Source organism: Pseudomonas sp. HP_14, from assembly GCF_055283875.1.
Window position 1 is genome coordinate 59295 of the sequence record NZ_JBTOQI010000045.1, and the last position, 21642, is coordinate 80936.

The 21642-nt window shown below is 57.4% G+C and carries 19 protein-coding genes; 8 read left to right on the forward strand and 11 right to left on the reverse strand.

Annotation, left to right across the window (positions count from 1 at the left end; translation table 11 throughout):
* Positions 1 to 3 precede the first annotated feature (3 nt).
* Positions 4 to 1128 carry a cytochrome c oxidase subunit II gene (gene coxB, locus ACYASS_RS24540; protein ID WP_463588033.1) on the reverse strand — a complete coding sequence of 375 codons (1125 nt, stop codon included), beginning with the start codon at positions 1126 to 1128 and terminating at the stop codon, positions 4 to 6.
* Positions 1129 to 1479: 351 nt separating this feature from the next.
* Between coxB and ACYASS_RS24545 the strand changes: the two genes are divergently transcribed.
* Complete coding sequence (locus ACYASS_RS24545) at positions 1480 to 2124, forward strand: hypothetical protein (RefSeq protein ID WP_463588034.1); 645 nt, start codon at positions 1480 to 1482, stop codon at positions 2122 to 2124.
* A 117-nt stretch (positions 2125 to 2241) separates the two neighbouring features.
* On the opposite strand, the gene ACYASS_RS24550 is transcribed toward ACYASS_RS24545, so the two are convergent.
* The 4 genes from ACYASS_RS24550 to ACYASS_RS24565 all read right to left on the reverse strand — a co-directional run bounded on the left by ACYASS_RS24550 (position 2242) and on the right by ACYASS_RS24565 (position 6717).
* The gene (locus ACYASS_RS24550) at positions 2242 to 3780 is read right to left on the reverse strand and encodes a SulP family inorganic anion transporter (protein ID WP_463588035.1); all 1539 of its coding nucleotides are present in this window, start codon (positions 3778 to 3780) and stop codon (positions 2242 to 2244) included.
* Between the two features lie 92 nt (positions 3781 to 3872).
* Positions 3873 to 4604 carry a carbonic anhydrase gene (locus tag ACYASS_RS24555; protein ID WP_463588036.1) on the reverse strand — a complete coding sequence of 244 codons (732 nt, stop codon included), beginning with the start codon at positions 4602 to 4604 and terminating at the stop codon, positions 3873 to 3875.
* Positions 4605 to 4819: 215 nt separating this feature from the next.
* On the reverse strand, positions 4820 to 6019 hold the full coding sequence (locus ACYASS_RS24560; RefSeq protein WP_463588037.1) for an amino acid aminotransferase: 1200 nt from the start codon (positions 6017 to 6019) through the stop codon (positions 4820 to 4822).
* A 233-nt stretch (positions 6020 to 6252) separates the two neighbouring features.
* Entirely contained in the window at positions 6253 to 6717 is a 465-nt protein-coding gene (locus ACYASS_RS24565; protein WP_243244611.1) for an Lrp/AsnC family transcriptional regulator, read from the reverse strand.
* A gap of 215 nt (positions 6718 to 6932) precedes the next feature.
* Between ACYASS_RS24565 and ACYASS_RS24570 the strand changes: the two genes are divergently transcribed.
* Entirely contained in the window at positions 6933 to 8306 is a 1374-nt protein-coding gene (locus ACYASS_RS24570; protein ID WP_463588038.1) for an amino acid permease, read from the forward strand.
* Positions 8307 to 8409: 103 nt separating this feature from the next.
* Here the strand turns inward: ACYASS_RS24570 and ACYASS_RS24575 are convergent, their stop codons facing one another.
* From ACYASS_RS24575 to prlC, 3 genes are all read right to left on the reverse strand, one after another.
* Positions 8410 to 9468 carry a PA0069 family radical SAM protein gene (locus tag ACYASS_RS24575; RefSeq protein WP_463588039.1) on the reverse strand — a complete coding sequence of 353 codons (1059 nt, stop codon included), beginning with the start codon at positions 9466 to 9468 and terminating at the stop codon, positions 8410 to 8412.
* A 307-nt stretch (positions 9469 to 9775) separates the two neighbouring features.
* The gene (locus ACYASS_RS24580; protein WP_122806527.1) at positions 9776 to 10063 is read right to left on the reverse strand and encodes a YheV family putative zinc ribbon protein; all 288 of its coding nucleotides are present in this window, start codon (positions 10061 to 10063) and stop codon (positions 9776 to 9778) included.
* Positions 10060 to 12111, reverse strand: coding sequence for an oligopeptidase A (gene prlC, locus ACYASS_RS24585; RefSeq protein WP_463588040.1), 2052 nt, complete (start codon positions 12109 to 12111; stop codon positions 10060 to 10062). Before prlC ends, ACYASS_RS24580 begins: the two co-directional genes overlap by 4 nt.
* 90 nt (positions 12112 to 12201) lie before the next feature.
* Between prlC and ACYASS_RS24590 the strand changes: the two genes are divergently transcribed.
* The 3 genes from ACYASS_RS24590 to ACYASS_RS24600 all read left to right on the forward strand — a co-directional run bounded on the left by ACYASS_RS24590 (position 12202) and on the right by ACYASS_RS24600 (position 15634).
* Entirely contained in the window at positions 12202 to 12750 is a 549-nt protein-coding gene (locus ACYASS_RS24590; protein WP_463588041.1) for a gamma carbonic anhydrase family protein, read from the forward strand.
* Positions 12751 to 12879: 129 nt separating this feature from the next.
* A complete protein-coding gene (locus ACYASS_RS24595; protein ID WP_463588042.1) occupies positions 12880 to 13530 on the forward strand; it encodes an HAD family hydrolase in 651 nt (216 codons plus the stop codon).
* A 160-nt stretch (positions 13531 to 13690) separates the two neighbouring features.
* Positions 13691 to 15634, forward strand: coding sequence for an acetyl-CoA hydrolase/transferase C-terminal domain-containing protein (locus ACYASS_RS24600; RefSeq protein ID WP_463588043.1), 1944 nt, complete (start codon positions 13691 to 13693; stop codon positions 15632 to 15634).
* Positions 15635 to 15915: 281 nt separating this feature from the next.
* Here ACYASS_RS24600 and ACYASS_RS24605 read toward each other — a convergent pair whose 3' ends face one another.
* The gene (locus ACYASS_RS24605) at positions 15916 to 16800 is read right to left on the reverse strand and encodes an MBL fold metallo-hydrolase (RefSeq protein ID WP_463588044.1); all 885 of its coding nucleotides are present in this window, start codon (positions 16798 to 16800) and stop codon (positions 15916 to 15918) included.
* Positions 16801 to 16980: 180 nt separating this feature from the next.
* Positions 16981 to 18570: an ABC transporter substrate-binding protein gene (locus tag ACYASS_RS24610; RefSeq protein ID WP_463588045.1), complete on the reverse strand. Its 1590-nt coding sequence runs from the start codon at positions 18568 to 18570 to the stop codon at positions 16981 to 16983.
* A gap of 363 nt (positions 18571 to 18933) precedes the next feature.
* Between ACYASS_RS24610 and rpmB the strand changes: the two genes are divergently transcribed.
* A complete protein-coding gene (gene rpmB, locus ACYASS_RS24615; RefSeq protein WP_007920377.1) occupies positions 18934 to 19167 on the forward strand; it encodes a 50S ribosomal protein L28 in 234 nt (77 codons plus the stop codon).
* 11 nt (positions 19168 to 19178) lie between these two features.
* Positions 19179 to 19334 carry a 50S ribosomal protein L33 gene (gene rpmG / locus ACYASS_RS24620; RefSeq protein WP_007894709.1) on the forward strand — a complete coding sequence of 52 codons (156 nt, stop codon included), beginning with the start codon at positions 19179 to 19181 and terminating at the stop codon, positions 19332 to 19334.
* A gap of 69 nt (positions 19335 to 19403) precedes the next feature.
* On the opposite strand, the gene ACYASS_RS24625 is transcribed toward rpmG, so the two are convergent.
* Positions 19404 to 19766 (reverse strand): cupin domain-containing protein, encoded by a 363-nt coding sequence (locus ACYASS_RS24625; protein WP_231665518.1) that lies wholly within the window; start codon positions 19764 to 19766, stop codon positions 19404 to 19406.
* Between the two features lie 261 nt (positions 19767 to 20027).
* Here ACYASS_RS24625 and ACYASS_RS24630 point away from each other — a divergent pair, with 261 nt between their 5' ends.
* The gene (locus ACYASS_RS24630) at positions 20028 to 21521 is read left to right on the forward strand and encodes an aldehyde dehydrogenase (protein WP_463588046.1); all 1494 of its coding nucleotides are present in this window, start codon (positions 20028 to 20030) and stop codon (positions 21519 to 21521) included.
* Positions 21522 to 21642 lie beyond the last annotated feature (121 nt).

Sequence of the window (21642 nt, forward strand, 5' to 3'; positions counted from 1 at the left end):
CTTTCATTTCTGCGCCTCTTTCAGCGCCAGCACATCCTTGGGCGTAACCATGTCGTTGGTGTTGTTGCCCCAGGCGTGGCGCTCGTAGGTGATCACCGCCGCGATATCGACTTCCGATAGCTGCTTGCCAAACGCCGCCATGGCGGTACCGGCTTTGCCGTTGAACACGATATTGAGGTGCGCTTCTTTGGGGCCAGTGGCGATTTTCGAGCCCTTGAGCGCCGGGAACAGCGGCGGCAGGCCTTGGCCTTCAGGCTGGTGACAGGCTACGCAGGTGGTGTGATAAACCTTGTCACCCCGCGCAACCAGTTCTTCCAGGGTCCACTCCTTGCTGGTCAGCTCTTTGAGCCTGGCGCTCTCTTCTTTGCGGCCCGCCAGCCAGGTGTCGTAATCAGCCTTGCTTCGGGCTTCAACCACAATCGGCATGAAGCCATGGTCCTTGCCGCATAACTCCGTGCATTGCCCACGGTAAATTCCCGGTTTGTCGATGCGGGTCCAGGCCTCATTGACGAAGCCTGGAATAGCGTCACGCTTGACCGCAAAGGCTGGTACCCACCAGGAATGGATGACGTCAGCACCGGTCACCAGAAAACGGATTTTCTGCCCAACCGGGACTACCAGCGGCTGGTCCACCTCCAGCAGGTAGTGCTCGCCTTTCTCATCGCGGTTGTGAATCTGCTCGGTGGTAGTCGCCAGATTGCTAAAGAATTCGACGTCCTGGCCCAGGTATTTGTAATGCCACTTCCACTGATAGCCAGTGATCTGGATATCCAGATCCGACTCAGTGTTGTCGTACATTTCAATGAGGGTTTTGGTCGCAGGAATAGCCATCACCACCAGAATCAGCAAAGGCACGAGGGTCCAGATGATTTCTACGGTGGTGTGTTCGTGAAAGTGCGCAGCCACCTGGCCGGTAGAGCGCCGGTGAACGATCATTGACCAGAACATCGCGCCGAACACCACGACGCCGATCACCACACAGATCCAGAAAATGATCATGTGCAGATCAAATACCGCATGACTGACCTGTGTTGCTCCAGGCGCCATATTCGTTGTCCAGGCACCGTGTGCCTGATCGAATACCGAACACAACAGGAGCAACATCCAGACGCGTGGATGTCGCCTCATTGCGAGCTTCCCCATTGTTTTTATTCCGCAGATTAAGACCTGCGGTTGGGGAGTGGGCTGCCACTTCAGTTACACCGAGCCGCACAAGCGACCATCAGCCAACTTCCGTCAGAACCGAGTATAGACAGGCACCGGATGCGTGCAACGCACTGGCAAAATCCGGAAAATGGTCTACACAGATGCGCAGCCTCGACAAATAAAGAGGCAATAATGGCGCAAATGGCGTTTTTAATAGCCAATGCACATATATGTGAACCTGTTATGACAAATACGTCTTAGCCTTTCGCTGAAGCAGGCTAACGTATGGTCTCCCCCTTTCCGTACCTGGTTTTTCCGCCTTCAGGAGCGTTCATGAACACCGCCGCTTTGCGCGAGCAGATCCAACGTGCCCACCAGCACGAGGCCGAGACTGGCCAATTATTGCGTCAACTTGAAACCCAGTTACCGCACCTGCACCCAGCCATCCATTTACCGGAAGTTGATGCACGCGGCGTGCTGACGCGCTTCGTCACCGCCTACATTGATCTGGTGCCGGATTTGCTGGACGCCGCCCATCAGGTCGCGGTTGAAGCCGGCATCGAAGGACAGGTCAAACCTGTGTTGAAAATCGCCGAGCATTTCTTCACCGCGCCTCCCGCGATCATGGACGGACATGAGGGGCTAGACAGCCTGTTGGATGAGGCTTATCTGGCGCATCGGCTGGTTGAGGAAGTGAATGACCTGTACATCAAGCATTTCGCCCGCCCGCTGATCCCTTCGAACACCGTGGTGGCCAGCGTTATTGCTCACCAATTGATTGGTGAATCGTTCGCCAACCAGCTGGATGAAGCGGTGCACCATGCGGTGGATCAGTTGCTTGATGAAGAAAGCTTCGAGCTGGAGTCCGTGGAAGCCTATCGCGACCGCCTGAACAGCCCGGACACCGAAGCCGCCTGGAAGCGCTGGCCGTGCCTGTCACGGCAGTTGGGGCTTGGTCTGGATCTGGATCGGGGCTAAGAGGTAGATAACTCTGTTGGAGCGAGGCTTGCCCGCGAATGGATTTATCATTCGCCATTTCCGTTGGCCATGCCGACGCTTTCGCGGGCAAGCCTCGCTCCAACAATCCAACCCACGTTAGCTTTGCGACGCCGCCGACCCAATACCGGTGGTGGTCGTCAACCGGCCTTCCAGCCTGCGTTTCAACCCACGAGACTCGATGCTCAGACGCGAGCCCTGAGCAGCATTGGCGCGCCCCCATTCCTCCAGCAATTCCAGGCAGGAATGGTCGATGTAACTCAGGTTGCTCAACGGCACATAGACCGTGCTGCCCGCCGGAATAGTCTCCAGCACTTTAGTCAGCGCCGGGACTTTCAAGAAGGTGGCCGAGCCGACCATGCGCAGTTCAAACTCGCCTTCAGCTTCCATCGGCACGAGGTTGATCTTCAATCGTGCAGCTTGCAGCGCCAGCTTGACCAGGGTCAGACCGAAACCGACCAATACACCGGTGAGCAGATCCGTGAAGATGATCGCAGCAGCGGTTGCCGCGTAGGTGAACATCGGCATCCGGCCATAACGGCCCAGGCCACGAAACGCCTTGAGGTCGACCAGCTTGCAACCGGTGTATACCAACACACCCGCCAGACTCGCCACCGGAATGCTTTGCAGCACGCTGGACAGCAGCAACACGAACGCCAGCAACCACAAGCCGTGGAACATGGCAGACATGCGTGTTTTGGCGCCCGCCTGAACGTTGGCCGAACTACGTACGATCACGCCCGTCATTGGCAATGCGCCCACCAGACCGCACAGGACGTTACCCACACCTTGAGCGCTTAGCTCTTTATCGAAGTCTGAGCGTTGACCGTCATGCATACGGTCTACAGCAGCCGCCGACAGCAAGGTTTCGGCGCTGGCAATAAAGGCCACCGCAAAGGCTGCAATCAGAATCGCTGGATCAGCAAGGTTCATCAGGTCTGCAGGGCGCAGCCAGTCAATGGCTTCGGCGAGGTTATCCGGCACTTCCACACGTTTGACCTGCATCGCCAAAGCGATACTGGCAAACGTCGCCAGGCCGACACCCAGCAGGGCGCCCGGAACGAAGCGCAGCGACTGAGGACGAAACTTGTCCCACACCCACATCACCAGAATCGTACCCAGACCGAGAGCACCGGCCTGCATGCCGCTGCCCGGGCCGATAGCCTGAATCAGGGTAGAAGGGAAGGCAACGAGGTTATCCAGGCCGGAAGGTTTGGGACCGCCATCAAACATGACGTGCGCCTGAGAGAGCACGATCAGTACACCGATACCGGCGAGCATGCCGTAGACCACCGCTGGGGCGGTCACCCGGAACCAGCAACCGAGCTTGAAACGCCCGGCAAGGATTTGCAGCACACCGGCGAGCAAGAGGATTGGGCCGAGCATGGCCATACCGTGCTCGCGGACCACCTCGAAGACTAATACCGCAAGACCTGCAGCCGGGCCGCTGACTTGCAGCGGTGAACCTGCCAACCAACCCACCACCAGGCCGCCGATGATGCCGGTGATCAGTCCTTTGGCCGGTGGCATACCGGAAGCGATAGCGATCCCCATGCACAGGGGCAATGCAACCAGAAACACTACTACGGAAGCGAGCAGCTCTCTGGGCAAAACGGATTTCAATTGAGCGAGGCCCATGATGACTCTCCGGTATTCTTCAGACGTGACGACGCCTCACGGCGCGCTATTAGCGCACCGTCAGGTGTCTGAACGAGGTGAAAGTCGCGTTTTTAGTAGCGAGACTTCGGCGTGGCCTTCGGCGTCGGATGGTCGCCATCCAGAGCCAGGAAGCGGCCTTGTTCGGCGTCGTAGGCTTTGATGCCACAGGTTTCGATGTCGTACACCCAGCCGTGGATGAACAACTCACCGCTAGCCATTTTCGACGCTACCGATGGGTGGGTACGCAAGTGTTGCAGCTGCGCGATGACGTTCTCTTCGGTGAGCACGTGCATCGTTTCTTTTTCGCCGGTGCAATTGCAGTTGTCTTCAACCACAGTACGGGCGACCTCGGCGTGTCGCAGCCAGGCTTTGACCGTCGGCATTTTTTCCAGCGTGTGCGGGTTGAGTACAGCGCGCATGGCGCCGCAATCGGAGTGGCCGCAGACGATGATGTGGTGCACGCCCAACGCCATGACGGCGTATTCGATCGCGGTGGAAACACCGCCGTTCATGGGACCATACGGAGGAACTACGTTACCGACGTTACGCGTCACGAACAGGTCGCCAGGCGAGCTGTTGGTGATGAGCTCCGGCACAATCCGGGAGTCGGCACAGGTAATGAACATGGCACGCGGCTGCTGGGCCGTTGCGAGTTTCTTGAACAGCTCTTCCTGTTCGGGGAAGACTTCGCTGCGAAAACGTTTGAAGCCTTCAACAATGTGAGCCAGCGCTACGTCGGAAGTTTCGGCCTCAGGCTTAACGTCTACCGACGTAGCTGAAACCTGCTTATCCATGTCACTCATGTCTAATCCTCTTTGACGGATTGATGTGGATTTTGTGCTGCAACCCTGACTACAGGCATCGCGTCCAAATCCATTTGCCCGCGCCCAACGGGGTCATGCAGATTTACAGGCTAACCGTCAAAACTTAACTGAAACTGAATGTAGCGCTCTGGATCAAGGGTTACAGCCCAACGGCACTAGTGGCGTTTGAATGGCCTGCAACCCTGATTTTGCCCTTATCCCTCGCAAACGCTACTGAAAGCCTCGACGACCTTCAGCAGATTTTGCTCGTTCAAGCCAGCCATGCAAACACGGCCACTACTGATCAGATAAACGGCGTGTTCGTTTCTCAGTCGGTCAACCTGTGCACTGCTGAAACCTGTGTAACTGAACATGCCACTTTGCGTGAGGATATAGCTGAAGTCACGTTGTGGCATTTTTTCCTTGAGAGCGGCCACCAGCTTTACCCGCATGTCGATGATGCGCAGGCGCATCGCCTCGACTTCAGACAGCCATTGGTTGCGCAGCGTCACGTCGTTAAGCACGGCCGAAACCACTAGCGCACCGTGTTTCGGCGGGCTGGAATAGTTACGGCGCACGGTAGCCTTGAGCTGGCCCAGGACTTTGTCGGCCATGGCCGCGTCAGGGCACACGATAGACAAGCCGCCGACCCGCTCGCCATACAACGAGAAGATTTTCGAGAACGAGTTACTGACCAAAACCGTCAGCCCGGCATCAGCCATGGCCCGAATGGCGTAGGCATCTTCACTCATGCCCGCGCCGAAACCTTGATAAGCGGTGTCCAGGAAAGGAATCAGCTTGCGCGCGCCGATCAGTTCAATGAGCTGATCCCACTGCGCCGGGGTCAGGTCCGCACCTGTCGGGTTGTGGCAGCAAGGGTGCAGCAACACAATGCTGTGCGCGGGCAACACCTGCAGAGCGGCAAACATGCCATCGAAATTCACGCCGCCAGTAGCGGCATTGAAATACGGATAGGTATTGACCTTGAAGCCTGCGCCGCCGAACAACGCGTGGTGGTTCTCCCACGTCGGGTCACTGACCCACACCTGGGAATCCGGATAGGCCGACTTGAGAAAGTCCGCACCGACTTTCAAGGCACCCGAGCCGCCGACCGTCTGGATCGTTGCGATACGCCCCGCCAGCAACGCCGGATGCTGATCGCCGAACAGCAATGCCTGGACGCCCTGGCGATAAGAAGCCAGGCCTTCCATAGGCAGGTAAACACACGGGGCCTGCTGGCCTTCAAGCAATTGGCGCTCAGCTTCTACAGCAGCGGCCAGACGCGGGATTCGCCCTTGCTCGTCGTAGTAGAGACCGATACTGAGATTGACTTTATCTGTGTTGGGATCTTTCTGATAAGCATCCATCAACGACAGAATCGGATCACCGGCATAGGACTCAACGTGGGCAAACATGACAGACAACTCCTGATGAAAAGGGCACGGGTATAACTCGGGTGCGACACAACGGGGTAAGCGAGCATCTGGCGAACGCTCCTAAATCTCACATAACAAGCGCGCATGCTACACAATTCACAATGGTCACGCATATAAAGCTGCAAAGCGCACAAATCGCGCAAACATCAAACCAAAAACGCGTTAACCGTGTACAAAGCCTTAATAATGAATCAATACAGTGCAACTCACCCTCAGGCCGTGCCGATATTGTTTTCCTTCAAACGCTCCAGCACCACCGAAGTTTTAAGGTGCGAAATACAGTTGGTCGCAGAAATCCTCGCCATCAGTTGATTGAGACTGGCAAGGTCGGCCACGGCTGCCTTCAGGTTGTAATCCGCATCGCCGGTAGTCTTGTACGCATCGATGATTGCAGTCTCACTGGCAATAAACCCCTGAAAGCCTTCCGAGTGCTCCGGACGATGGCTGATCAACTTGACCTCGACCATTGCCACGACCTCCAGATTCATGGCCTGCGGGGCCAGCCGCGCATGGTAGCCGAGGATCAACTGCGCTTGCTCCAGACCAATGCGACGCCGCGAGCACTGCGATGCGGACAACCCGATCAGGTCACTGAGCTCCTGATTGGTCAGGCGACCGTTAGCCTGCAAGAGGGTCAGGATCTTCAAATCAAAATCGTCGATCTCGTTGACTTTCATGAGTGTGTAATCCGTCGGAATTCAAAGGCTTCGGACGCAAAGCCTAACAGTTTCTGCTTGACGCTTGGCCAATGCCGGGTAGCCTGCGTCATCCTTTTGCAGCACATGAAAAATCCGACTGCTGACGTGTGGCATCTGTTTTGCTAAATGCTCCCCACAACCAGCGATTGGCGGCATATCTCCAGTCGGTATCCTTACCTGGGTCAGGACCTTTTATGAACCAACAAAAATCTGCCGCTCACCTGCATCGCGGGCTCAAGAATCGGCACATCCAGCTGATCGCTCTCGGCGGCGCTATCGGCACCGGTCTGTTCCTGGGCATTGCACACACCATCAATATGGCCGGCCCTTCGGTGATCCTCGGTTACGCCATCGCTGGCATGATCGCGTTTTTCATCATGCGCCAGCTGGGTGAAATGGTTGTGGAAGAGCCTGTCGCAGGTACCTTCAGCCACTTTGCCAATCGTTACTGGGGTCGTTTTGCGGGTTTCATGTCCGGCTGGAACTACTGGGTACTTTATGTTCTGGTGGGCATGGCGGAACTGACCGCCGTGGGTCAGTACGTGCAGTATTGGTGGCCTGAGACGCCAACCTGGGTCTCTGCCGCAATCTTCTTTGTGGCCATTAACCTGATCAACCTGACCAGTGTGAAGGTCTTCGGCGAGATGGAGTTCTGGTTCTCCATGATCAAGATCGTCGCGATCATCAGCATGATCGTGTTTGGTGCCTGGCTGTTGGCCAGCGGCACGGGCGGACCTGATGCAAGCGTCGCCAACCTGTGGCAATACGGCGGTTTCTTCCCGAACGGTATCAGCGGACTGGTGATGGCGATGGCCTTCATCATGTTTTCGTTCGGTGGCCTGGAGCTGGTCGGCATTACGGCTGCAGAGGCCGAAAATCCTAAAACCAGCATTCCCAAGGCAACTAATCAGGTGATCTACCGCATCCTGATTTTCTATGTCGGCGCGCTGGCCATCCTGCTCTCTCTGTACCCTTGGCAGAAAGTCGTGACCGGCGGCAGCCCGTTCGTGCTGATTTTCCACGCGCTGGACAGCAATTTGGTCGCCACCCTCCTGAATGTGGTGGTGCTGACGGCTGCACTGTCGGTCTATAACAGCTGCGTTTACAGCAATAGCCGCATGCTGTTCGGTCTGGCCATGCAGGGCAATGCGCCCAAGGCCCTGCTCAAAGTGAACCGTCGCGGCGTGCCATTGCTGGCGTTGGGCGTATCGGCCACTGCTACCGGTCTGTGCGTGCTGATCAACTATGTGATGCCCGGCAAAGCCTTCGAGTTGCTGATGGCGCTGGTGGTGTCCGCACTGGTGCTGAACTGGGTGATCATCAGCATCACCCACCTGAAATTCCGCAAGGCCAAGCGCGAAACCGGTGAAGTCACCGAATACCAAAGCTGGGGCTACCCGCTGACCAACTACGTGTGCCTGGTGTTCCTGCTGGGCATTCTGGCGATCATGTACTTCACGCCGGGCATTTCGCTGTCGGTATTCCTGCTCCCGGCGTGGCTGGTTATTCTGGGAGTGGCTTACCGGATCAAGATGCGTAAGGCGAAGGCGCTGGCAGCGCGGACCTGAAACTGTTGGAGCGAGGCTTGCCCGCGAACCAGCCAACTCGGTGGGGCAGAAATATTGCGTCATCGTTCTTCGCGGGCAAGCCTCGCTCCAACAGGACTAGCTGCTACAACAACGACATCTGCCCACCCGGTGGGCAGAATGTCTCGCAATCCAGGTTGAAGCTGTCCCGCTGGTTAAGCCCCAGACGCTTGATCGCTATCCGATAGCGCTGGGCTAACAGATCAGCAAACGGGCCTTCGCCGCGCATTCGCACACCAAAGCGGCTGTCGTAGATCTCGCCACCGCGTACCTGCCTGACCAGGCTCATCACATGCTCCGCACGTTGCGGGTAGTGCGCCTGTAGCCATTCTTCAAACAACGGCGCGACTTCCAGCGGCAGTCGCAACATCACGTAGCTGGCACTCAAGGCCCCGGCAGCCTTGGCTTCGCTGAGCATGGCTTCCAGCTCCATATCGTTGATCATCGGGATGATAGGCGCGCACAACACTCCCACCGGCACACCTGCATCGCGTAGCACTCGAATCGCTCGCAGCCTCGCTTTGGGCGCAGCGGCACGCGGCTCAAGTATGCGTTTGAGCTCGTCGTCCAGCGTGGTCAGGCTAATGAACACGGAGATCAGGTTCTGTTTCGCCAACTCGGCGAGCAGGTCCAGATCCCGCAGGATCAGCGCCCCCTTGGTAATGATTGTTACTGGATGGCGGTAGCGCAGCAGAACTTCGAGGACAGCCCGAGTGATTTTGTACTCACGTTCTATGGGCTGATATGGATCGGTGTTGGCCCCTAAAGTGATCGGCGCGCAGCGATAACCCGGTTTCGACAACTGCTGTTCGAGCACTGCAGCGGCGTTGGTTTTAGCGATCAGTCTGGTTTCGAAATCCAGCCCTGGCGACATGTCCCAGTACGCATGACTGGGTCTTGCATAGCAGTAAATACAGCCGTGTTCACAGCCACGATAGGGGTTGATCGAACGATCAAACGGAATGTCAGGCGAGCTGTTGCGGGTAATGATGCTTTTGGCCGTCTCACTAGTGACCTGCGTGCCTTGGGTCAGCGGCACTTCCTGATACCAGCCGTCGTCCTCAGCCAAAGACCGGCTGGGGGCAAAGCGATTGTGTGGGTTGCTGGCCGTGCCCCGGCCGCGAGGCGGGAAGATCAGGGACATGGGAGGCTCTCCTATAGCTGTATGCGCATACAGTACAAGATATACCACTCATATCCCTAGCTTGCCCGATAGAAGGCGTAACACCGGTAGGAGCCGTCCCGTATCCCTGGCATCGCGCTGTCTCGCAGCAAACATAGAGTCCTGTAGGAGTGAGCTTGCTCGCGATAGCAGTCGACCTGTAGAGAAATAACCCTCTGGCCTGGCGCTATCGCGAGCAAGCTCACTCCTACAGAAAAAGCGTTTAAATCCAGTTGTTTATTTTATATTTGATAAGAGCGAACTTGTTCGCTCCTACCGGTGAGTCACTTCAATCTAAATCAACCGGCTTTTTCAGCTTCGGATTCGGGAAAAACTGCACCCCCTGCACCTTCGGGTCTATGGCCTTGACCGCGATCTTGTTGACGCGCGTGCCCAGCTCCTTGGGTATCGAATTACCCTGCTCGTTGAGGGTGTCGCTGTAACCGCAACCCACGCACTCACGATGAGGAACGTCGTTTTCGCTCCACATCATGAGTTTGTCGGGCTCGCTGCACGCCGGGCAGACAGCCCCGGCGATGAAGCGCTTCTTGGTAATGATTACCGGCGTTTCGGTCATGCTGCCGCATCCTCACTCAGGCCACTGTGGCGTAAGAGTGCGTCAATCGAAGGCGCACGTCCGCGGAAGTCGACGAACAACACCATCGGCGCCTGCGAACCACCGCGAGCCAGGATCGCCTCACGGAAGGCGCGACCGGTCTCGGCATTGAGCACGCCGTCCTCTTCGAATTTGGAGAACGCATCGGCAGACAAGACTTCAGCCCACTTGTAGCTGTAGTAACCGGCGGCATAACCGCCTGCGAAGATGTGAGCAAAGCCATTCGGGAAGCGGTTGTAAGCAGGCGGACGCATCACTGCCACTTCATCACGAATGTCATCCAGAACCTGCACCACGCTGCGACCATCACCGTGGGTAGCGTGCAACTCGAAGTCGAACAACGAGAACTCCAGTTGACGAACCATCATCAACCCGGACTGGAAATTCTTCGCGGCGAGCATTTTTTCCAGCAGGTCCTGCGGCAGTGCTTCACCGGTCTGGTAATGGCCGGAAATCAGCGCCAGACCTTCCGGCTCCCAGCACCAGTTCTCCATGAACTGGCTTGGCAGCTCGACCGCATCCCATGCAACACCATTGATGCCGGACACCCCGGCGTGCTCAACGCGGGTCAGCAGGTGATGCAGACCGTGGCCGAACTCGTGGAACAGGGTGGTGACTTCATCGTGCGTCAGCAAAGCAGGCTGACCCGGCGAGGCCGGGGTGAAGTTGCAGACCAGATTCGCAACCGGGCTCTGCAACTGACCTTCGGCAGTACGACGGCGGTCGCGGGCGCCGTCCATCCAGGCACCGCCGCGCTTGTTGGCGCGGGCATACAGGTCGAAGAAGAAGCGCCCGACGTGCTGGCCGTTTTCCTTGATCTCGAACAGGCGTACGTCCGGATGCCAGGTATCGAAGCCTTTCTGCTCGGCGATTTCGATGCCGTACAGACGCTGAACAATGGCAAACAGGCCACCCAGCACCTTGTCGATAGGGAAGTAGGCACGCAAGGCTTCTTGAGAAACGCTGTAGCGCTGCTCACGCAGTTTCTCGCCATAAAAGCCGCTGTCCCAGCTTTGCAGATCCGGGCAGCCCTGTTCGGCCGCGTAAGCCTTGAGCTGTTGCAGATCCTGCGCGGCAAACGGCTTGCTGCGCTTGGCCAGATCGCGCAGGAACGTCAGTACCTGATCGCTGGACTCAGCCATCTTGGTGGCAAGACTCAGCTCGGAGAAGCTCGCAAACCCCAACAGTCTGGCCAGCTCCTGACGCAAATCGAGGATTTGCTCCATCACCGGGCCATTGTCGTTCTTGCCAGCATTCGGGCCTTGGTCAGACGCACGGGTGCAGTAAGCCGCATAGACTTCTTCACGCAGGGCGCGGTCTTCGGCGTAGGTCATTACCGCGTAGTAGCTCGGGAATTCCAGGGTGATCAGGAAACCTTCCAGATCCTTGGCCTTGGCGGCCGCCGCCATTTGTTGCTTGGCCGATTCGGTCAGACCCGCCAGAGAGGCTTCGTCGGTGACCAGTTTGGTCCAGGCCTGAGTGGCGTCGAGCAACTGGTTGGAAAACTGGCTGCCCAGCTCCGACAGCTTGCTCTGCACTTCGGCATAACGTTTTTGCTGCTCGGGCGGCAAGTCGATGCCCGACAGACGGAAGTCACGCAGCGATTGTTCAAGAATCGTTTTCTGCGCCACATCAAAACCAGCCGCTTCAGGGCTATTAGCCAGCGCTTCAAACGCCTGAAAAAGCTCGCGGTTCTGGCCCATTTCAGTGGAATAGGCGCTCAGCGCTGGCAGGCACGACTCGTAGGCTTCACGCAGTTCGGCGCTGTTGCACACGGCGTTCAAGTGGCTGACCGGACTCCAGGCGGCGCCGAGGCGGTCATTGAGTTCGTCCATCGCCAATACAAGCCCGGCCCATGTAGGCTGCGAGCCTTGCTTGACGAGGATCTCGGCAATCGCTGCGCGGTTGTCGGCAAGAATCTGTTCAATGGCAGGTTTGACATGCTCGGCACGAATCGCCGAAAAAGGTGGCAGGTCATAGGATTGCAGAAGCGGGTTGTTCGCGCTCACGGTTTTGCACCTTGGCTGGAAGAAACACCCACGCATCTTAATTACAATCGGCGCGGTCCGCAGCTATCAGCGCCAAAGAAGGAGACTATCGTGGCGATCCGCACGTTTCAGAACCACACGCCAGCACTTGGCGACCGGGCTTTTGTCGATCATTCGGCGGTTGTGCTCGGCGATGTCGAGATCGGTGCTGACAGCTCGGTCTGGCCGCTGACCGTAATCCGCGGTGACATGCACCGCATCCGCATTGGCGCGCGCACCAGCGTGCAGGACGGCAGTGTGTTGCACATCACCCACGCAGGCCCTTTCAACCCTGATGGCTTCCCGTTGCTGATCGGTGATGAAGTGACCATTGGCCACAAAGTCATGCTGCACGGCTGTGTCGTCGGCAATCGCATCTTGATTGGCATGGGCAGCACCATCATGGACGGCGCGGTGGTTGAAGACGAAGTGATCATTGGCGCAGGCAGTCTGGTGCCGCCGGGCAAAGTATTGGAGAGTGGTTTTCTTTACGTCGGCCGCCCGGTGAAACAGGTTCGTGCATTGACCGAGAAAGAGATCGCCTTCTTTCCGTACAGCGCCGCAAATTATGTGAAGCTCAAGGACCTGCACTTGGCCGAAGGTTTCGATAAGCCTTGCTGAATCGCCACATGTCCCGGTAGGAGCGAACTTGTTCGCGAGAGTTTGTATCAGGCCCGACGCCTCGCGAACAAGTTCGCTCCTACCGTTGATGCCGCAAGACAGCCGCCCCGAAAACCCATGGGAGTTTGCATGCACTACCAAAATATCCTGTTCGACCTGGACGGCACCCTGACTGACCCTCGCCAGGGGATAACCCGTTCGATTCAATTCGCATTGAAGCAGCTGGATATCGACGAGCCGGACCTGGCCCAACTGGAACACTTCATCGGCCCGCCGCTGCTGCAGCAATTCATGCATCAATACGGTTTTGACGAAGCCAGGGCTTGGGAAGCGGTGGGCTTCTATCGCCAACGCTTCAAGGTCACCGGGCTGTACGAAAACCTGGTGTTCGATGGCATCTTTGAACTGCTGGATGAGCTGGTTGATCAAGGTCGACATTTGTATATCGCGACGTCCAAGCCGTGGGTATTCGCCCATGAGATCGCCCGCCACTTCGACTTTGCCCGGCATTTCAAAGTGATTTACGGCAGCGAACTGGACGGCACCCGCACCGACAAAGTCGAACTGATCGCGCATTTGATGGCGACAGAAAAGCTCGATCCCAAACAGACGCTAATGATCGGCGACCGCAAACACGACCTGATCGGCGGCCTGCGCAACGGGCTGGATGTTGCTGCGGTCGGGTATGGTTTTGGTAGCCATGAGGAACTGCAGGCTGAGTCGCCGACCTACCATTTCGCAACACTGGCGGAGCTGCATAAGGCATTCCTGAATAAATGACCGGTTGGAGCGAGGCTTGCCCGCGAACCAGGCACCACAATGCACCAGACACACCGCGTAATCGTTCTTCGCGGGCAAGCCTCGCTCCAACAGATCAGATGCAGCAAAACCCGCAAAACCCCGGTCCAAGCTCCATCTAATATAAGCCTTGGAGGACCCGATGCCGCAGTCCTGCTCCATTGATCAAGCGGTCGCTCATGTCATTGCCCGGCTACCGACACATATTCACATGGGTATCCCGCTGGGTCTGGGCAAGCCAAACCGGTTCGTCAACGCGCTTTATGAGCGGATCAAGCAGATGCCCGAGCGGCAACTGACGATCTATACCGCGCTGAGCCTCGGGCGGCCGCCCACTGGCGATGGTCTTCAAGGACGCTTTCTGGAACCGTTTCTGGATCGGGTGTTTGACGACTACCCTGAGCTGGAATTCCTGACCGACCTGCACCGTGACAGCCTGCCGAGCAATATCCGGGTTCAGCAGTTTTTCATGCAGCCGGGCAGTTTGCTCAACAGCGCACCCGCCCAGCATGATTACATCAGCAGCAATTACAGCCATGCCGCACGGGACATCAACGCCAGCGGCTTGAATCTGGTCGCGCAACTGGTTGCCCGGGATGAACAGCGGCCCGGCAAGCTGAGCCTGAGCTGCAACCCCGATGTCACCCTCGACTTGTTGCCCATGATCGCCAAGCGGCGGGCGGCCGGGGAAACCATTTTGATGCTGGGCCAGGTTCACGCGGATCTCCCCTACATGCCGGGCGATTCGGAGCTGGATGCCGAGGACTTCGACTTCCTGATCGATGAAGACGAGCGCAGCACGCTGTTTTCCACGCCGAACATGCCGGTGGGTTTTCAGGACCACTTCATTGGTTTGCACGCCAGCACTCTGGTGCGTGATGGCGGCACCTTGCAGATCGGCATCGGCTCCATGGGCGATGCTTTAACCGCAGCGCTGCTGGCTCGACAGGCCGACAACGATACCTATCGCGCACTGCTCGCCGAGTTGAACCTCAGCGACTGGCAAACTCTTATCGACCGCGAAGGCGGTGTGCAGCCCTTCGCCTCCGGGCTTTACGGGTGCAGCGAGATGTTCGTCAACGGCTTGCTGGTGCTGGTCGACGCCGGGATCATTCGACGCAAGGTGTATACCGATGCAAGACGCCAACGTGAGGCAAACGACGGCACCCTCGATGAGTCGGCCTACACGGACGGCACCATGGTTCATGGCGGGTTCTTCCTCGGTCCGCAGAGCTTTTATCAGCGTTTGCGAGAGTTTTCCCTGGAGCGTCTTGGCGAGTTCAACATGACCGCCATCAGCTATATCAACGAGCTGTACGGCGATGAGGAACTTAAACGCCTGCAACGCCGCGATGCACGGTTCATCAACAGCGCGTTCACCGTCACGCTGATGGGCGCTGCAGTGGCCGACCAACTGGAGGACGGCCGGGTGGTGAGCGGTGTAGGCGGCCAATACAACTTCGTGGCCCAGGCGCACGCTCTGGAAGACGCACGCTCGATCATGATTCTGCGCAGTTGGCGCGAGTCCGGCGGCGAAACCAGCTCCAATATCGTCTGGGAATATGGTCACACCACGATTCCGCGCCATCTGCGAGACATCGTGGTCACCGAATACGGCATCGCCGACCTGCGCGGCAAAACCGATTCGGCCGTCATCGAAGCGATGCTCAACATCAGTGACTCGCGTTTTCAGCCTGGCTTGATCGAGCAGGCGCAAAGAGCGGGCAAGCTGCCCAAGGGCTTCAAACTGGACCCGCGCTTCGCTCATAACACCGCTGAGCGCTTGCAGGCCATCGCTGAGCAGTATTCGCAGCTGTTTCCCGAATACCCCCTGGGTTGCGACTTCAACAGCGAGGAGCGCGATCTGCTGCGGGCGCTGCACTGGCTTGAGAGCAAGTTCAAGCTCACCGAAATCATCGAGCTGGGCAAGGCAACGCTGGATGCACCCGACCCATCCGCTTTTCCGGTGCACCTGGAACGCATGCAACTGGACCAGCCACAGGGTTTGAAGGAAGAGCTGTATCAGCGGCTGCTGTTGGCGGGTTTGCAGAATACGGCTCGGGTTGATGCGGCGCCGAGCACCTGACACATAGCTGTACCCGTAGAAGACTCAATGTTCGCCTGCAAATGCAATTTTCTGTGGGAGTCAGGCTTGCCCGCGATAAGAGCAACCCGGTCCATCTGTGGGATCGCAGTGCCTGCATCGCGGGCAAGCCCGGCTCCCACCTGAGATTGCGCTGTTCTGTTGGAGCCGGGCCTGGGCTGGGCTGCATTGTGACGAGTCAGTCGCTGCGGTGCATCAGGCTTACCGAGCAAGCGTTCTTCGCGGGCAAGCCTCGCTCCAACAGGTTTCTACAAAGGTCGGGTTCACAGCGTATTCAGCGGAATCTTCAGATACCGCACGCCATTGTCTTCGGGCTCGGGAAGGTGGCCCGCGCGCATGTTGATCTGCACGGATGGCAAGATCAGCACCGGCATTTCCAGCGTCGCATCCCTGGCTTCACGCATCAGTACAAATTCGCTTTCATCAATCCCTTGCCGGATGTGGATATTGTTGGCGCGCTGTTCGGCAACTGTTGTCATGTACTGCAACTCGCGGCCGTCGGGCTGGTAGTCGTGACACATGAACAGGCGTGTGGAGTCGGGCAGGGCGAGGATTTTCTGGATCGACTGATACAACGTGCGCGCATCCGCACCGGGGAAGTCGCAGCGCGCCGTGCCGTAATCCGGCATGAACAGCGTATCCCCGACAAAAGCCACGCGTTCACCGCCAATCTCGAACACATAGGTCATGCATGCCGGAGTGTGCCCCGGCGTGTGTATGGCCCGCGCCTCTAGCGTTCCAACGTTAAACTTTGCGCCGTCGTGCAACAGCACGTCGAATTGACTGCCATCCCGGGCAAACCCATCCGGTGCATTGAACAGCTCGCCGAACACGTTTTGCACCGCCGTGATGTGGCTGCCAATCGCGATTTTTGCGCCCAGCTTGTCTTTGAGATAAGCCGCTGCGGACACATGATCGGCGTGGACATGGGTTTCAAGGATCCACTGCACCGAAGCGTTCAGTTCACGAACGCGGGCAATCAACTGATCGGCGGACTGGGTGCTGGTGCGTCCCGATTTGGGATCGAAGTCCAGCACGCTGTCGATCAGCGCGCAGTGCCGGGTCTGGACATCCATGACCAGGTAACTGAGCGTCGATGTATGGGTGTCGAACAGGCCTTCGATGTGAAGACGGTCGGCGATGATCATGGAGTCTCCGACGGTTGTGTGAACGATATTGGGACTGGTGCTTTTGTGGGAGCGGTGCTTGGCCTGGGCGGCATTCCGACGATAAACGAGAACGCGGTGTATCTTCCATCTGCTTCTCATGTATCGCGGGCAAGCCCTGCTCCCACAGGTTCCAGTTCCAATTCAAATCCTGTGTTGCTGCTACTTAACCTGCACCTTGAAGAAGTCCTGACGACCAAACGGGCTGACCTGATAGCCGCTGACGTCCTTGCGGGTCAGGGCGGCGGCGGTCGGGTGCGCCAGTGGCAACCAGAGTGCCTGTTGCTGAATCTGTTGTTGAGCCTGGTGATACAGCTTGCTACGGGCAGCCTGATCACTGGTGGCTTTACCTTCACTGATCAGCTTGTCCAGCGTGGCATCGCAATAACGGGCAAAGTTGGTACCGGACTTCACGGCTGCGCAGGAGAACTGCGGCGTCAGGAAGTTATCCGGGTCACCGTTATCACCGGCCCAGCCCATGAACAACAGATCATGCTCGCCAGCCTTGGCGCGGCGAATTAACTCCCCCCACTCAATAACCTTGATTTCAGCAGTGATGCCGACTTTTGCCAGATCCGCTTGCAGCAACTGCGCACCCAGGTTCGGATTGGGGTTGAGCAGGCTGCCGGTTGGGCGAGTCCAGATAGTGGTTTTGAAACCATCCTTCACGCCGGCCTTGGCCAGCAGCGCTTTGGCTTTGGCGATGTCCTGCTTGTAACCGGGAAGATCTTTCGCGTAGCTCCAAGTGTTTGGCGGGTAGGGGCCGTTGGCAGCTTCGGCGGTGCCTTCGAATACCGCTTTCAGGTAGCTATCCTTGTCGAACGCCAGATTGACCGCTTGCCGCACTTCAGCCTTGTCAAACGGCGGATGCTGGCTGTTGATCGCCAAAAACGCGGTCATGAACGCTTCGGTTTTTTCGACTTTCAGATTCGGATCTTTGGCCGCTTCCTGAATATCCAGCGGCTTTGGCGAAAGCGTGATCTGGCACTCATTGCGACGAATGCGCTGCAAGCGAACGTTGGCATCAGGGGTGATGGCGTAGATCAGCTTGTCGACGCCAGGCTTGCCCGCGAAGTAGTCCGCGTTGGCTTCGTAGCGCACCACGGCATCTTTCTGGAAGCGTTCGAACACGAACGGCCCGGTGCCGATCGGCTGGTTGTTGAGTTTTTCCGGAGTGCCCGCTTTGAGCAGTTGCGCGGTGTACTCGGCCGAGTAGATCGAGGCAAAGCCCATGCTGAGCGTCGCGAGGAACGTGGAGTCCGGATGATCCAGGGTAAAGCGCACGGTAAGCGGGTCAGGCGCGTCGATCTTCTTGATCAGCGCAGGCAACTGCATCGATTGAGCGTGGGGAAAGCCGCTCTGAGCAACCTTGTGCCATGGGTTCTGCGGATCAAGCATACGCTGGAAGCTGAACACCACGTCATCCGCATTCAACTCGCGGCTCGGCGTGAAATAGTCAGTGTGGTGAAACTTCACGCCTTGGCGCAGCTTGAAGTCGTAGGTCAGACCATCAGGCGAAACGGTCCAGCTCTGCGCCAGGCTGGGCACCAGCTTGCCGCTCTGGGCGTCGAAATCCACCAAACGGTTCATCAGCACATCGGCGGAGGCATTGGTGGTGGTCAGCGAGTTGTACTGCACCACATCGAAACCTTCCGGACTGGCTTCGGTACAGACGCTCAAGGCCGTCGCGGCGTGAGCCATTGCCGGGAACAGCAGAGGAGCTAGCAAAAACGGTATCGCAGCAAGACGCATGGCTATATTCCTGTCAGAAAGGGCCCCATCTGCTGGCGCAGTCTGGTGAGTGAGTTACCCTAGACCATGCATCGGCCTAGAACAATGGTTGCAAACCGACCGACGGTAGATTTGCCACCACCCCCGTAACCACCCGACCGCTAGGCTGAACACGTTGCCTGATGTTGGGGTAAAGTGCTTTGCCTGTTGTGACACCAAACCCTTTCTGGTATAAAGCAGCGCTCTTTTCTAGGGGCCCGGTTCCTTCACTGTAGGTGTAGCCGGTAAGACCCTTAAAGAAACGCGGCGCCTGGCGCCAAATGACTGAGAGATTAAGCGGCCAACCCATGCCGGGTTGGGCATGAGGTTTTAGAGGGCTGAGGCATGTCGAGAGTCTGTCAAGTTACCGGTAAGGGTCCGGTGACTGGGAATAACATTTCCCACGCAAACAACAAAACCCGTCGTCGTTTCCTGCCAAACCTGCAGCATCACCGCTTTTGGGTTGAAGAAGAGAAACGTTTTGTTCGTCTGCGCGTATCTGCTAAAGGCATGCGTATCATCGACAAGCGTGGCATCACTGTAGTGCTCGCTGAACTCCGTCGCGACGGCAAAATTTAAGGGAGAAGATCATGCGTGAATTGATCCGATTGATTTCTAGTGCTGGTACCGGTCACTTCTACACGACCGACAAGAACAAGCGCACCACTCCGGACAAAATCGAAATCAAAAAATTCGATCCGGTTGTTCGCAAGCACGTGATCTACAAAGAAGGCAAAATCAAGTAATTGATTTTTCTTCTTTACGAAAAAGCCCGCAGCGATGCGGGCTTTTTTGTGCCTGAAGGAATACAAAGATCAGGCTTTTGCCTCAAATACAACGTAGATTTTGCGGCAGTGCTCCAGCACCTCCCACGTGCCTTTGAAGCCTGCTGGAATCACAAAACGATCTCCCGCCCGCAGGGTTTTCGACCCGCCCGCGTCATCACGCAAAACCGAAACACCCTGCACGATTTCACAGTATTCATGCTCGGTGTAGTTAACGGACCATTGGCCGACCTCACCCTCCCATACGCCCGCGTTCATCTGTCCGCAAGGGCTGTTGTAGTGGTTGTAGATTGTCTGCTCCGGATCGCCCTTGAAGATTTTTTCCGGCGCCGGACGGTAACGTTCAGCTTCGGTGCTGGCTTCGCTGAAATCCACGATGCTGTCGATAGTCATTTCTTACCCTCGCGGTAGGTGCGTTGCTGGTTTGACGAAGCGCTGGGCCAATAGTGCCAAAGGCCAATCTCCCGATGTTGCATAAATCGAACAGGACGGCGTCATTCAGGCCCTTTATGTCAAAGATATTGGAAATCGCCAGATCACTGGTTTAGGGTGGTGAGTGCCGTTGCCTGGTGGCGGTGGATTGCAGACTGTCTGTTTTTTGCACAAGTCTACCCACCACGCACACCCTAATCGATACAAGCGGAGGACATACGCATGACCACCCTGACCCACGCTGACTGGGAAAAACGCGCCAAAGACCTGAAGATCGAAGGCCGCGCGTTCATCAATGGCGAGTACTCCGACGCCGCTTCCGGTGAGACATTCGAATGCATCAGCCCCGTCGATGGTCGTCTGCTGGCCAAAGTCGCCAGTTGCGACGCCGCCGACGCACAACGCGCCGTTGAAAGTGCGCGCAAGACTTTCAACTCCGGCGTCTGGTCGCGGCTGGCGCCAGCCAAACGCAAGGCCGCCATGCTGCGCTTCGCCGCGCTGATCAACAAAAACGTGGAAGAGCTGGCCCTGCTGGAAACCCTGGACATGGGCAAGCCCATCAGCGATTCGTACAGCATCGACATACCCGGCGCAGCCCAAGCTCTGAGCTGGAGCGGCGAAGCTATCGACAAGCTGTATGACGAAGTGGCCGCCACCCCCCATGACCAACTGGGCCTTGTCACTCGCGAACCGGTTGGCGTTGTCGCCGCCATCGTGCCGTGGAACTTCCCGCTGCTGATGGCAAGCTGGAAACTCGGCCCGGCGCTGTCCAGCGGTAACTCCGTCATTCTCAAGCCTTCGGAAAAGTCTCCGCTGACGGCCATTCGCATTGCACAGCTGGCGATTGAGGCAGGCATTCCGGCTGGCGTGCTCAACGTACTGCCGGGTTACGGCCACACCGTGGGCAAAGCGCTGGCTCTGCACATGGATGTCGACACGGCGGTGTTCACCGGCTCGACGAAAATTGCCAAGCAATTGCTGGTCTACTCCGGCGAATCGAATATGAAGCGCATCTGGCTGGAAGCTGGAGGCAAGAGCCCGAACATCGTCTTTGCCGATGCTCCGGATTTGCAGGCTGCGGCTGAATCTGCAGCCAGCGCCATCGCATTCAACCAGGGCGAAGTCTGCACCGCGGGCTCACGGCTGCTGGTAGAGCGCTCGATCAAGGACAAATTCCTGCCCATGGTCATTGAAGCCCTCAAGAGCTGGAAGCCGGGCAATCCGTTGGACCCGGCCACCACCGTTGGTGCACTGGTCGACACTCAACAGATGAACACCGTGCTGTCTTACATCGAAGCAGGCCACACCGATGGCGCCAAACTGGTAGTGGGTGGCAAGCGCATCCTGCAGGAAACCGGTGGCACTTACGTCGAACCAACAATTTTCGACGGTGTGACCAATGCCATGAAGATCGCTCAGGAAGAGATCTTCGGCCCGGTTCTGTCGGTGTTGACGTTTGATACAGCCGAGGAGGCGATTCAGATTGCCAACGACACGCCTTATGGCCTCGCTGCTGCCGTCTGGACCGCCAACCTGTCCAAAGCCCACCTGACCGCCAAAGCGCTGCGGGCGGGTAGCGTGTGGGTCAATCAATACGACGGCGGCGACATGACCGCGCCGTTCGGTGGTTTCAAACAATCGGGCAATGGCCGCGACAAGTCGCTGCATGCGTTCGACAAATACACCGAACTGAAATCGACGTGGATTAAGTTGTAACCGCTATCGGTCCGGCAGGGTGGGTAGATTTTGTAGGAGCGGAGCCTGCTCGCGATAAGGCCGGATGCGATTTGCCTGATATCCGCGGTGCCTTTATCGCGAGCAAGCTCTGCTCCCACAA